Here is a 15,212-nt window from a genome sequence, read left to right on the forward strand (position 1 = left end):
AAAAATTAAGTTCTTATGTACTGTAAAATTGGTTTACCACATTGGGTTTTGGGGCCATGAAGTACCAACTATATTTAAATCTTTTTGTGGTATAGGGTAAAAATACATTCGGTTTTGGAATGTACGATTTTCTACATTGATGACGTTGTATGAGAATGAAGACCCCGCCCGAGTTATTTCGACGCCTTTCAATGGCTTACCAAGTGTTTCGGGAGCAATCATCCATCGACGAACATCCCAGAAACGATGATCTTCAAATGCTAACTCGATACGGCGTTCATGACGAATTCTTTCTCTTAATTCAGTTTGCCCTCCATCCATGACGGCCGGCATACCTACTGCAGTACGAGTACGAACGGCATTTAATGCTTCACGAGCCGTCATTCCATATCCGTGAGGGTCATCCGGGCCATAAGCTTCGTTCATTGCTTCAGCATAATTTAGGTAAATTTCAGAAAGGCGTATAAGAATCCAGCTATGTACAGATGATTGATTTAATAATAAATCTACATCTGGGTCAATGTATTTTTTCAGATAGTAACCTGTGCGAGTTGCATGCATGACGCCTTTCCCATCACGACCTCCTGTCCAACATTCTACTGCTCGTCCTTTGAATTGTGTATTGTTTGTCAGAATTGTATATCCTAGTCTTGGATCTCGACCTGAGTATGGAGCTTTTGCATGTTCGGGATTGTTCCAGTCAAAGGGCGTTCCGTTGGCCATTTCATAATCATCTACCAGATTTCCACTTGGAGTAGTACCGCTGTTACCACCATCGTACCCGATAGGATAGTTATTTTTTTCGAAGGTATTATTTGCTCCATCTCTAAAACATAGAATGATTTCGTTGTTATTATATGTCCGGAATAATCCTGTATAATCTGTTGCAAAAGAATAATTGGCACTTGTCAGGTCAATAACTTTTTTGGCAGCTCGAGCTGCAGTATCCCATTTTTCTGTTCTATCTCCTGTGAGGGAAATTAATTCAGGATGAGCAAACCCATTTGCCCAAGCAGGATTGTTATACAAGTCGCTGGCAGCATATAATAATACTCTGCTTTTCAGAGCCAAAGCTGCACCTTTTGTTGCGCGCCCTAAATCTCCGGGATCTGCATACACGGCAGGTAAGTTTTCTGCAGCGATTTCGCATTCTTTATCAATAAACTTAATGCACTCATCTAAAGATTTGCGGCCGAGTTTTGAATAGTCTGGGTTCATGCCCTGTACTTCTGTCATTAGAGGTACGCCTCCATAGCGTTTTACTAATTCAAAATAAAAGAAAGCGCGTAAAAATCTGGCTTCAAATTCCCAGCGTTTCATATTTTCAACGTATAATTTGTACTGTTGTTGAACTGACTCAGATTGGTCATACTTCAGATAGTCGAGATCTACTTGGTCTTTTTTCTGTAAGAAGTCATTTACTAAGTTTATTGCTTTGAAACAATTTCCCCAAGCTCCGTCCGGATTGTCGTTTGCATTCCAGTTGCCGGTATTGTACTTTTGTATGGTTGACGTTTCCAATGTATGCTCAGCTTCATCACATGCCGATGCCATCATGGCATTGTCTATATAATATAGACCGTTAGGCATATAGGCGTATATATTGTTTAGCAATGCACCGGTATTGTTATAGTCCCTAAGTATCTGTTCTTCGCTTTGATTTAGGTCTACTTCAGGGTCGAGCTTATCATTACAAGCAGTCAACATGCATATCGAAAATACGGTTGTTGCTATATATTTCCATCTATTTTTCATAAGTATATCCATTTTTAGTCAATATTAAAATTGGAGATTTAAGCCTAAACTAAAAGTGCGAATAGCTGGGTGTCCATATAATGTCTCCGGGTCGACTTGTCCCTCCATGTGATCCAATGAGAATAAATTGGTCGCATTGGCAAAAACTCTTAGTTTTTCGAGTTTTATTTTATTTGTCAATCTTTCTGGTAACGTATATCCGAATTCCAGGTTTCTTAGTTTTAAGAAATTTCCATTTTTTTGCCAGAAGGTAGAATATTGATAGTTGTTCTGGTTTCCGTCAGTGGACAAACGAGGGTAAGTTGCTGTTTCAGCTGTTTCTGGTGTCCAACGTTTTAGTGCAACTTCTGATATTTTTCCTGAGTTCTGGAATGCCTGGAAGCGTTTTCCTTCCCAATATACGGTGCGATTAGCAACACCGTGAAACATTATGTCAAGATCGAACCCTTTGTAATTGAAACCACCGTGGAGGCCGAATGACCATTCGGGAGATTGAGTGTATCCGAATGCCTTTTTATCGTTGTTATCGATAATTCCATCACCATTTTGGTCTTTATATTTGATATCTCCGGGGACGACTTCATCGAATACTTGTTTAGGAGACCTATCTATATCGGCTTGATCTTTAAAGAAACCGATAGCTTCGAAAGCAAATGGTTGATTGATACGGTGCCCGGTGGAGTATAAATAGTCATATACTTGAGGAGCTTCGGCATTATATGTTACTTCGTTACGGGTAAAGGAAATATTGGCTCCAATAAAATAATTTACACCTTTTTTACTTGTTGTATTATAACGTAAAGCTGTTTCGAAACCTGTGTTGCGAACTTTCCCGACGTTCATATCCGGTAAGTTTATACCTAAAAAATCCGGTACGGTACTATAGGGCTTGGAAAGAATGTCATATCTGTTGCGAATATAGTAATCGACGGAGATATCTAAACCTTTGAATAATGTTGCATCAAGCCCAATGTTGGTTTGTTTTTCTTTTTCCCATGTTACATCAGGGTTTGCCAAAGACCCCATTTCGTATCTGTCGACGCTGCTATTACTGGAGCCTAAATAATAGGAGCCTTTCCATACGTAATATTGGTTAAACATAAATTGTTGACCTCCGATGCTGTGATTCCCAGTAAGACCATAAGATGCCCGTAGTTTTAGATAGTCGATTATATCGTTATTTTCTAAAAATTTTTCATTGGAAATTACCCATGCCACAGAACCTGTCGGAAAAAATCCAAAACGATGTCCCCGCGGATAATTTTCAGTTCCATTGTACCCGAATGAGAATTCTGCGATATATCGCTTGTCATAACCATAAGTAGCACGACCAGCAATGCCTGCATTACGATATGGAAGAGAACCACTGGTAATGGTATAGTCATCATAATTACTCATAAACATGGCTTCGACAGAATGTCTTCCGAATGTTCGTTTGTAATCTAATGAAGCTTGTACAACTAAGTTTCTCCAAAGAGTGAATGCACTTTCGTTTCCGGTAAGAGATGTATTTTCTCCGAATTTGGTATATAAAAATTCTCCGGCATTATCGCGTTCTATCAAAAAACGCTCGTAATCTCTGGATTTTATTGAATTGGAAACGAAATAAGTATTGAATCCTACTCCAGCGGAGATGCTTAAACCTGGGGTAATCCAGTCAAGTTTTTCTGTCAAACGGGCTTGGGCTTGTGCGGAGCGACCATTAGCGGTGTTTGAGCCGGCTTGTGCGATTTCTCCTAATGGACTTTTAAAAGTGGATGTTCCACCCAACATTCCGGGACTGACATATATCGGGAATGCGTTGGGAGCAATAGTGTTCATGAGCTCAAATACGTTATAGGTGTTAGCATCCACTCCGGAATTAGTTTTATCTTCTACAGTAGCACCCATGGATACATGAGCAGATAAATTTTTAGAGATATTCAAATCGATATTCGTTCGAAAATTGAATCTAGAATAGGTAGAGTTTTTGGAGTTGTCAGAAAGGCTCTCAACTCGCTTGTACAGCCCGTTTTGTGTTACTGCATTGAACATCACATAGTATGCTATACGGTCATTTCCTCCTCTGGCTGAAAAATTGTAATTTGCTACGGGTGCAGCTTTACGTAATAGTTCGTCATACCAATTTACATTGGGATGTAATAAGGGATCGGAGCCATTGCGATAAGCTTCTAAATCTGCGGCTGAATACATCGGTGATTTTCCTTCATTGGCTAATGCTTCATTGTAGAGGGTAGCATAGTCGTATGAATCTAAAAAGTTGGGCAAGCGAACTGCTTGTTGGAATCCGTATTCAGCACCGACTGAAACTTTTAATGGAGAATTGAACCCTCTTTTAGTTTTTACGACTAAAACACCATTTGCTGCCCGGTTTCCATATAATGCTGTCGCTGCTGCATCTTTTAATAAAGAAACCGATTCAATTTCTTCGGGAACCAGCTGTTCAAAAAATAAATTAGTGGAAGGCATTCCGTCAATAACGTACATGAGTCCATATCCGGAACCATAGGTTGCCAACCCTCGTCCTGATAAAGTGGGTGAGTTGGCTCCAGCTTCTCCACTTCCTTGTTCAACGGTCAAACCCGAAATTTTTCCATATAAGGTATTGGCAATGTTAGAGACGAAGCCTTTTCTTAGTTCTTCACCAGATACGGTAGAGATTGCGCCTGTATGTAATCCTGCAGACTCGATACCAAGAGCTACTTTTGCCGAATCTGCATCAATAGCAGTACGGGCTTGTATTGTCCCGAAGATGCTTGATATGGCACATGTTATCAAAAGGCTCCTACCGATTGATTTATATTTTATTCGTTTTTCCATATTAGCTTGATTAACGATGTGATATAACTATTAATAACCCGGATTTTGGATTAAGTATCCTTTGTTGATCTCTCCAGTGGGGAATGGATGCAGATACATGCGTTTCATGAAAGTACGAGTCTCAAAAACATATGGCTCATAACTGTATTCATTGCCCGTATCTTTATAGATTTTGATACCTTTCATGGCCCCTTGCATAATTCCTTCTTGGTCAGCTATTAACCAGCGACGGACATCCCAGAATCGGTGTTCATCAAAAGCCAGTTCAAGAGCTCGCTCGTTTCTTATCAATTCCATGAAGTCAGAATATATACCGCTTCCTGATGTTATTTTAGGTTGTCCCGAACGATCACGTATAATATTTATAGCATCTCTTGCTGTCATTCCGAAACTTTGAGGATCATCCGGACCATAAGCTTCGGTCATGGCTTCAGCGAAATTGAGATAAATTTCGTTGAGTTGGAATAATGTTGAGTTTGGCTGGTAAGACCATACTTGTTGACTAATTTCTCTTGGGTATAATTTGTGTAACCAAAAACCTCCAAAACATGAGGTTGTGTGTTTACCTCCTTCAAATAGTTCGACAGTCTGACAGTCAACATTCCAATATCCTAAATTCCCAACAACGGTTTGGTTGAAGCGACGATCCAAATTGGCCATTTTGGCTTGCAGTCCTGTTCCTCCACTCCAGTCGACCTTTCTTCCTTGGCGGTCTTCATATTTGCTGACGAAGTTTAGAGTGGGAGTTACTCCACTGTATCCCGAATTTCCAGCAGCTATCGTAGGAGGAGCGATACTGCTCCATGGCCAAGTCCAACGTCCTCGTTTGCCGTTTGATTTTTCAGCAAAAATGATTTCGGCATTGTCATAATGTTCCCAGGAATATCGATAATTTTCATCAACACCTTGGTCGGTAATTAAATGGTAACCTGCCTCTTTTGCCCATTCTAATACATCGTAAGCTGCTTGGGCCGCTTCTTGCCAACGTTCGATTTTGTAATTTCCAAAACATATCAGGTTATTATTAGCCCCTAAACTCATAAATGGAGTTGAGGTGTTAAACATTTTGCTGGCAGCGTATAACATGGTTTTTGATTTTAAAGCCAATGCTGCACCTTTATGAGCTCGGCCTCTCAAAGCTCCAGCCTGGTCTGACTGTAAGTCTGGAATAGCTTCTTTCAGGTCTTTCATGATAAAATTATATGTCTCTTCTAATGTACTACGAGGTATTTTAAGATCCTCATCTAATTTTATACTATGGTCGATGACGGGTACACCTCCATATCGTTTCATCATTTCAAAGTAATTCAGTGCTCGTAAAAATTTTACTTCGGCTTTGATTTGTTTGGCATAGTCTGGAGACATATCCGGTACTTCATCTACTCTTTCGAGCATTACTGCAATATAACGGATAGCTTTCCACCGGTATACCCAACGAGCATCTTCAGTATTATCGGCCGTAATAGAACCTGTATTCCATTTTTGAGGAGGATACCAGTCGGCGCATTGTTCTGCTTCATCACAGCATGCACCACCTATATGACCTTCTGGGTTGACAAAAATATTAGGAATACCATCATCATTATAATAAGGCAAATTAGAATGCATGCCATACTGATATATTGTATTCAAGAATAGTTCAGTTTGAGCTGCCGATGAGAAGATTGTGTCTTCAGTGACATCTATCCCCGGAGCTTTTTCTAAAAAACTGCTGTCTTCACATGACCAGATTGAAATCAGCAAGGTCAAAAGCATTAAATAAAATATCTTTTTCATGTTTGTTACTCTTAGAAGTTAATATTTACTCCGAAATTGAATACCCGTGTCAAAGGATAGGGTTCGTTATTTGCTCCTAAATTTGCAACCTCAGGGTCTTCACCGGGTAACATATCACACCAGGTTAATAAATTACTGCCGTTTGCATATAAGCGTAAAGAACTTACACCGATACGGTCGAAAAATTTATTGCGAAAAGTGTAGCCGATTTCTACATTTTTTAATCGTAAATAAGATGCATCTTCCAACCAGAATGTAGAAGTATAATAATTGTGGTCATTATAAGTTGATACGTGTGGGTATCGGATTTTTAAACCTTGTTCGTACCGTTCTTGTGACCAGCTTTCCAATAGATGCTCGCCCGCACCGGTATTGTTATAGAATCCGGTTTGTGTACGACGGGAAGGCATATTAGATACATGAGCAGCTCCTTGAAATAATACAGAAAAGTCAAATCCTTTGTATTCCCCGGTCAAAGAGAAGCCATAAGTAATTTCAGGGAATGTAGAATAACCGATGGGAACTTGGTCGTCCCAATCTATTTTTCCATCTCCGTTAACATCACGATATTTTACATCTCCCGGTTGTATTTTATTAGTTGTAAAAGTGTATACAGGGCGGTTGATATCGTTTACTTCTTCCCATGTATTATACAGACCTTCAGCTATTAATCCGAAAAATTGGCCATAACGTCTTCCCGTAGAGTACCGATAAGAGTATTTTTGGTATACTTCGTCCATATAGTCGATTGTATTATGCGCATATGAGAAGTTTCCTCTGATACCGAGTTTGAAGTCTCCGAAAGTATCCATATAAGAAAGTTCTCCTTCAAAACCTCCATTGGTCATTTTCCCTAAATTGTAAGCTGGCATATTGGCACCTGTTATGTCGGGAACAGTACCTCGGTTACATAAAATATTGTCTCTTTTTTCACGGAAGAAATCAAAGGTTAAGCCTATCTTGTCTTTATAGAATTTCAAGTCGGCACCGATATTCATCTTACGAGCCCTTTCCCAAGTCAAATCAGGATTTCCTAATTTCCCTTCGATTGCTCCGTTATAAGTTTTTTCTGAAATACCGAATTCTCCAAAGTGATATACATCATTGACATAGGTATAAGATGTAGGGCGGTATAAGAATCGGTCTCCTCCAATCTTATCATTACCTACTTCCCCGTATGTCCCTCGTATTTTTATAAATGAAACGTAGTCATTCCTTGGGAAAAAAGGTTCTTCACTTAAGACCCATCCTAATGAATAAGCAGGAAATACGCCAAAACGATGGCCTTCAGCAAAATTTTCAGTACCATTATAGCCGATATTGAATTCGGCCAAATAACGGCTGTCATAGTTATAAGTTATACGACCGACAATGCCTTGATATCCATTTGGAACTAAATATGCAAGATTAGGATCTATATATTTACTTTGATTATATAACACTAAGGCTGTTACATGATGAGCTCCGAAACTACGGTCATAGGAAGCTCCCGCTTCGAGATAAATACGTCGGTTTTTGGATACAGTGTCTCCAAAACGCATAGGGGTAGATGAGGATAATGGTACTAAAATATATCCTCCTTCTGTTGTAGGACGTGCATCATATGTCTGACCGTATGCATCATATTTTTTTACATCTGTAATGTAATTTTTGTAAGATATTGCTCCCCGAACAGAAAGTCCTTTTAGGAGCCAATCCATTTTGTAATTTAGACGTATTGACCCGTTTAATGTATTGCTGTAGTCACTATGCCACCCCTTATCGAATGCAGTAAATGGATTATCTCCTCGTTTTGTCGTAGTTTGCGCTGTTGTAATTTTTCCATCTACTATACCCGGTGAAGCATTGGATGGGATAGAAGAAATCCATTCCATAAAGCCTTGAGTAGACCAATTTATGCCTCGGTTATTGTCTATCTGCGTAGAGAAATCAAAGCTCAATAGAAGATCTTTTGTTACGTCGATATCGAAGTTTGAACGTATATTATATCGACGATATTTTAATTGATAATCATATCCCGGATCATAATTAGCGGTATTGAACATCCCGTTTTGTAAAAATTGACCCATGGAGAAGAAATATCGTACTCGGTCTGTACCTCCACTGATAGAAATATTACTTTGTTGCTGTAAAGAAGATTTTTTTAATGTTTCATCGAACCAGTCGACATCAGGGTAGAAGATAGGATCGCTATGGTCTTTGAACTTCATAAGTTCCTCGTCTGTATATGGAAGGTCATAGCTGCCTGTACGATAAAAGTCATAACCTGCTGCCATATTTCGATTGTATGCAAAATCATACGCATTCATACTTTTCCTTAGGAATGGAAAATCGGTGACAGCAACACTTGATGTTACGCTGATTTTGGGCCTGCCTTTTTCTCCACGCTTAGTAGTAATTAATATGACACCATTTGCACCTCGTACTCCGTATACAGCTGTTGCGGAGGCATCCTTAAGGATTGAGATAGATTCGATTTCGTTAGGGTCTATAGTATTGAAATTAGGAGTTTCGATACCATCAACCATCACGAGAGGGTCTTGTAAGCCCTCACCTTCTGCAAATGTCCCGATACCTCGAATGCGTAATGTCGATTGGTCTTTTCCAGGTTCTCCGCTTCTTTGTACAGCAAATAAGCCTGGCATGCGGCCTACTAAAGAATTACTAATATTAGCTTGTGGCGATTGCACTAATTCCTTTGTTGATATCATGGAAATAGCGCCTGTTACAGTTTCTTTTTTCTGAGTACTGTATCCGACAACAACTACGTCATCTAAATCTGTAGTTGTTTCTTGTAGAGTAATGGAAAATGTATTTTTTCCATCTAATTTCAGAGTTTGTGATACAAACCCTACACATGAGACCATCACTGTTTTAGTCCCTTCAGGTACTTTTAGTGTAAATTTCCCATTGTAATCGGCAATGGTTCCTATCGCTGACTTGGGTATTGCTACAGAAGCTCCTACCAAAGGCTCTCCACTTGAGTCTTTAATAGTTCCGGTTACTATGATTTCAGCCTTCTGTACTACGGCCTCAGATTTATCCTCTTTTCCAATGACTGCATTTATTTGTGGTGTTCCCACGAATAGAAGGCAAATGCTAAGATAAAGGACTTTGTGATTGAGTTTTTCAGGTTTACTTTTTTTTCTCATACGTCTGCATCGTTTTAATTTAGACGGTTAATAATAAAAGGTCATGATTTGTGTTTTTTATATGGTTATGTTTTCATATGTTATTTTAATTCTTAAATTTAAAATATATGCAAATATATGTGAGAACAATTAATTTTTTTTTAATAGGTGCTTAAAGGTGGATTAAAAACCCCTTAAAAATGTATTAATGTATATATAATTCATTTATTATCAGTAATATAAATATATATACGTTTTTTATTAGGAAGAATAATTTTAGTGTTTATAAGAAGAAATTAGCAATGAAAATCATAAACAAGAACTACTAAAAATTCTTGCTTATGATACTTTAATATATGATATGCTTATTTTTTAATCGTTATTCTTGGAAGAAATAATATCTTCATAGCTGAAGTCTGGCTGAGCATCTAATAAAGACATATATTGAGCACAAAATTTGTCATAGCATTGTCTTGATAGAACTTTGTGTCCCAGCTGATATAATAAGCGGCATTTTAGTTTTACAGCTTCTTCTTCAGTAGGATATAGTAATAAAACGACATCTGCTATTTGGAGTGAAAGCTTGGAGTCAGAACTGTATTCAGGAAGAGCTATTGCTGATAATAGAATGTCCGATACGCGAGAAACATATTCTGATTTGAACTCGTCAGCCCATTCAGCATTGACATTTGGCAATAACATGCCTTTAGAGGATAGAGCGATAATTGTTTCTATTGTCTCTCGGTTATAATTGCTATTTCGTTTTTGGTATTTTTTTAGTTGTTTCCATATTTCTATATAATCGCAGAAAACATCTTTCCCTAACTTGATATTCCAATAACTATTTTCATTGGTCAAAGTAATATCCCCTATATTATTTAACAAGAGACGTAAGCGTCTTATGTTTACACTTCTGTTATTTGATGCGGATTTTTTATCCATTCCTGACCAAAAAGCTTCGTCTAACATTAGTGAACTGACTCCTCGTCCGTCATTTTTTACTGAATGTAAGAGAATAAATAGGAATAGTTGGCGCAGGACGGAAGAGAAGCCTCCTGTGACATCTATACCCTGTCGATCGAATACTTGAAATCCTCCGAGTAAATTGATAGTAGATGTTACTGGGATAGGAGAGGGTTCGTTAGGTATAGGATTGACTTTAGTATTGGCCGAAGTAATAATTTCGGGAGATATTATTTGAGAATGTTTTTTTTGTTTTTTTGACCAAATCCAATAACTGATTAAGATAAGGCAGATTATACCTATCCCTCCAAAGATAAGTTTAGCCCGGGGCTGAGGGGATGTTTTCTCCGCTTGCAAAACATCTTTGGACTGTAATACGGGATAGGCCATAGAATAAATAGATACAAAGTATCCATTTTGGTTGGGTGCTTGTTGTAAAATTATGGCATAAAGATTATTGCTTTCTTTATCTAAGAAAAGGTCGCAATATGATTCACTATCGAAAAAATGGTATAATATCGTGTCTCCTAAAATTGTTGTTCGTGATGATTCCCAGTCAAGAGATATGAGATACAATAATGAATTGTAACGGTCATTGTTGTATGCTAATGTATATACTGTATGCTCGTTTTTATCAATTAATAGTGAATTGCCCATAGCGATGGGGTCTCCGGCAATTGAAAAATTGGTAACTTTTTCGCATTGAGCGTTTGGATAATCGATTTTGTAGAGGTCATACAAATTTTGGGGAAGCTCTTCCTGCTTTCCGGAAGGGGAACCATAGCCTCCCATTACCATCAGGATGCTGTCTTCATAAAGCCCCGCTGCACTTAGATAACGTGGCATTATCTGAGTTTTCAAATCTGTGGTCTTCCATGCACCGTCAAATAAGTCCCGGACAATTAAATTTGCCTTGTATTGATGCATGCCATATCCACCGAATAAAACCAGTTTATGATTTTTGTAATCTATAAAATGGTTGTGTTGTTGTATAGGTGGTAAAATTTCAGTTCCAGAACCCGACCAACTTTGGGTTTGGAAATTGTAAATATTGAGATCTGGGAATTGTGTACTATATGAAATCAGACAGTTTCTTTCTTTATCATATAACAAGGCGCTTCCTCCTCCACATCGAAAAGGTGCACCTTTATTTGTCTTTACTCGGGATACTATATCTGTAGTAACAGAATAAGTTATTAGAGAATCTGCCGTTGCAATAAAAATACGTCCTGAATCGCTATCATAAGCAATTTGTGGATTAGTTTCTTTGAAATGCATGGATATTACGGGTTTCCATGAAATGTGTCTATCAATTTCCCATTCTCCGTTTTTTACTAATGCAATACAGCCGTCTATTTCGTCTAAAACTGATGATTCGAGATGCTTTGCAAATTTCCAATGTCGTAAGGTTTTTCCTTTTTCATCACATACTTTTAAGTCTCGGATTGACATAGGGGGTACATCCGTTGTATAAAAATTACCATGATGATTTTTGCCTAAATGCAATTGAGCATTTTTTAGGTTAGGAATTGAAAATGGTATTTTTGAAGTGGTTTCGTTAAAAGAGCATTCGATATCCGATATGTTGAAACGAATTTTTACAGGAAACCAATGTTTTTCGTCGTAATTGTTGTCTAAATGAAACTCTTTATTGCAATAAATATGCCGGGTACTGGCCACTACGAAGTTTACTTTTAATAAAGAAGTATTGGCAATAAAGTCTAAACTTAATGTATCATTACAGATAAGCCTGAAGATATATCCGTAGGTTCCTTCTGGTTTTTTGTCTAAACGGAGGTCAAATTCAATGGTACTTCCTGGTTTTAAAAACAGGTTACAATTACTTAAATCAACACCGGTTCTTTGGTCTTGATTGACAGAATGAGAGCGGAACGTAAGTCCGTAACGCATATTATTATCAGCAGATTCACTCTTTGTATTGAAAAAAGAATTGATAATTATGAGTAACAGAAGAATTCGTCTGTAAAGCATATTAAAAGTATTTGTCTGAAAAAGATAATTCAACAATATGTCTTTTGTCTTTTTCCAAGTTTTAATGAATGTACTATATCGAACTGGATCGAATCTATAATAATAGTTTGTAGACTAATAATATAGTAAAGTTCTGCAATATGTGTAAATTCTGTATGTATTGTTCTAATTTAACTAAAACTGTTATTAAAAATCACTAATCTAAGAATCTTTTGTATTTTCATAGTTGACAATCAGTAAAATACAAAATTGTCTTAAGACTTGTCAAGAAACAAAAATATAAAAATTTTCTGTATTACCGATATATTTTTTAAAGATTTCAAAAAAACAAATGATACGTAACTATATAAAGCTATCAGTAAAATTTTTACCGAATAAGAGAGAAATATTTTAAAGCTTTGGCAATACCTTCATTGTCTACGGTGTCAGTAATATATGAGGCCGCTTGCTTTACTTCATCGGAAGCATTACCCATAGCAACACCTATATGGGTATATTTCAGCATGGGAATATCGTTACCTCCATCTCCAAAAGAGATGGTCTCTTCTAAATTTATCTGATAATATTCCAATATATGTTTTATACCGGTACTTTTGTCAATGCCTTTTACATTGACATCTGCAAAATGGGGATTCCATCGGCTGGCTTCACAATGGGTAGAAACAGTCTTTTGAAGTTCTTCTTCTTTTTGTTTGTCAACATATATGTTTATTTGTAAGATGTCTTTTTGAGCAATATCTTCTAAGGGTTTAATTTGAGGTACGGGAACATTTATTAATTTGCAAAGGTCGATGACTTGTTGATTGATAAAGTTTATTGCAGTATTGTCTTGTGTCGTAAACTGGCAAGGGAAATGTTCGGTCTCTTTTTGGTAACGGATGATTGTATTGATATCTTCTTTAGGAATAGAGGTTTTGTATATTACTTTTTTGTCAGAAGATATGCAGAATGCTCCATTTAATGTGATGATACCATCTATAATGATGTCCTTGGGTAAGGAAATCAAGGATAGAGGCCTTCCTGTGGCAATAAATATTTTTGTTCCTTGTTGCCTTAATTTTTTTATTGCATTTATGGTAGAATCAGGTATTAAGTGAGTGTTGAAACTGATTAGAGTTCCATCTATGTCGAAAAAAGCAGCCTTTATCATAACTTATTTTATTTATTTGTAAAAATAATAAATATTTCACTTTTTAGGGAACTATAGAACCATACCAATAACGGAATTCTTTTTCTATTCCGTTTTCGTCCTTTATTTTGTAATTCTGAATTTTTGCTCTATCTAATGAAAATTTGATAGGAGATTTGAATATTTTTCCATCATAACAGAATGTATGATATTCTCCGTTTTCGCCACAAATGTCAATGTCCTTGGGAAAACTATTGAGTAAATCCATGTTGATTTCTTGGCCGATATATTCTTCCCCTAATTTTTCGGCATCGGTGGTAATAATAATGGTTTTTAACCCTGAGGATAAAAAATCTTTCATAATATTTTGTGAAGATTGTCCCCATAATGGTTCTACGACTTTGATATTGAACGGTTTTAGTTGTTTCTCCCGATAGGCTCGTACGTCTTCGAGGAAAATATCTCCGAAGACAAAGTAATTGACACCGAGGGATTTAAAATAAAGTACAGCTTCTGCCATATTTGTTTCGTAGTCGTTGATATCACCTTTAGGAGGGAGGTTTACAATATAGATGGGCAGTCCAATACTCTTTGCTTGAGCTTTGAGAAGAGAGACAGGGATTCTATGCATCGATGAGTATTGAGTTTCTTTATTTACGATCGTGAGTAAAGAAATTATTTCATAATTCTTATCTTGTAATATTTTGTATAAGGCAAGTGCCGAATCTTTCCCTCCGCTCCAATTGAATACAGCTTTTTTTCGATAAAGATTTGTCATCTTAATTTTTTGATTTTATTGTTGGTAAGAAATGCGCTGACTAAGGTATAATATTCTGGGAGAATATTGTTTTTGCTCCACAATAGTTCAATGCCTAATAAATCGGATGTAGTGTGTTCTATATCAAATCCCAGAGCCTCCAGAGAAGGTCTTATTTTTTGAGGATATATGCAAGGAAGATTTTTATTTCTTTTGCATTTCGAGGGGGTGCAAAAATGACATGTCCCGGCAAAACAAGCTCGGCTTTCCGGATATTTGTTTTCTAAAGTAAGAAGGAGGGGATCGAGCTGGCCTCTGACTTTAGCTAATAAATCCTGTTCGTATAAGATGAGTTCTTCTTTAGTAGCAAAAGAACGCTCAAATTGGGAAGGAAAGATTTGAGTACCTATAATCCAAATTGAGGTATATTTTAGTAAGTAAGCTTTTGTTTCGAAATCGAACGGAGGACAGCTCCAACAGGAGTTATACATTTTGCACTCTTTGCAGAATTGTATAAATTTTTGAGGATTATGATAACGTTCTATGTATAGGTCTGTATTTATACAGACAGATTTTTCTTTTATGGTATACATATCGGTTTTTGTATTGTAATTACATACTGTCATTTCTTTTTGACAAGGGTTTCTTTTTGATTGTACTTTTTCTCAAAAGTACTTCCGATATGGCATTTTACCAAGAGAAGCAGTTATTATTTTATTTGGATAGATAAGAAATAAGACAGGAATAGAATAAGAAAATAACAAAAGCGGGGAGAGCTTTCCAACCTTCCCCGCTTCAGTACCCTTAACCGTTCTGTTCTCGAACCAATTCTTGCATGATTTGAACTTGATTTGGGAATTAAGAGAATGGATACCTCATCCATAACATA

Annotated in this window: 8 protein-coding genes; all 8 read right to left on the reverse strand. The window is 37.1% G+C overall.

What is annotated here, in order from left to right; translation table 11 throughout:
• Positions 1-33 precede the first annotated feature (33 nt).
• On the reverse strand, positions 34-1,755 hold the full coding sequence (locus BN2628_RS11530; protein WP_044227067.1) for a RagB/SusD family nutrient uptake outer membrane protein: 1,722 nt from the start codon (positions 1,753-1,755) through the stop codon (positions 34-36).
• A 24-nt stretch (positions 1,756-1,779) separates the two neighbouring features.
• Positions 1,780-4,575: a SusC/RagA family TonB-linked outer membrane protein gene (locus BN2628_RS11535; protein WP_044226821.1), complete on the reverse strand. Its 2,796-nt coding sequence runs from the start codon at positions 4,573-4,575 to the stop codon at positions 1,780-1,782.
• A gap of 30 nt (positions 4,576-4,605) precedes the next feature.
• A complete protein-coding gene (locus tag BN2628_RS11540) occupies positions 4,606-6,351 on the reverse strand; it encodes a RagB/SusD family nutrient uptake outer membrane protein (protein ID WP_055097344.1) in 1,746 nt (581 codons plus the stop codon).
• A gap of 11 nt (positions 6,352-6,362) precedes the next feature.
• Entirely contained in the window at positions 6,363-9,503 is a 3,141-nt protein-coding gene (locus tag BN2628_RS11545) for a SusC/RagA family TonB-linked outer membrane protein (protein ID WP_052431435.1), read from the reverse strand.
• 351 nt (positions 9,504-9,854) lie between these two features.
• Entirely contained in the window at positions 9,855-12,437 is a 2,583-nt protein-coding gene (locus BN2628_RS11550) for an AfsR/SARP family transcriptional regulator (protein ID WP_044226830.1), read from the reverse strand.
• A gap of 367 nt (positions 12,438-12,804) precedes the next feature.
• Positions 12,805-13,587, reverse strand: a complete 783-nt coding sequence (locus tag BN2628_RS11555; RefSeq protein ID WP_055097346.1) for a Cof-type HAD-IIB family hydrolase — start codon at positions 13,585-13,587, stop codon at positions 12,805-12,807.
• Positions 13,588-13,630: 43 nt separating this feature from the next.
• Positions 13,631-14,344: a Dph6-related ATP pyrophosphatase gene (locus BN2628_RS11560; RefSeq protein ID WP_044226836.1), complete on the reverse strand. Its 714-nt coding sequence runs from the start codon at positions 14,342-14,344 to the stop codon at positions 13,631-13,633.
• A complete protein-coding gene (locus BN2628_RS11565; RefSeq protein ID WP_052431436.1) occupies positions 14,341-14,949 on the reverse strand; it encodes a DUF2284 domain-containing protein in 609 nt (202 codons plus the stop codon). The genes BN2628_RS11560 and BN2628_RS11565 overlap by 4 nt, the downstream gene beginning before the upstream one ends.
• Positions 14,950-15,212 lie beyond the last annotated feature (263 nt).

Origin of the sequence: Gabonia massiliensis, assembly GCF_001403595.1 — a bacterium.
Classification (GTDB): Bacteria; Bacteroidota; Bacteroidia; order Bacteroidales; family Coprobacteraceae; genus Coprobacter; species Coprobacter secundus.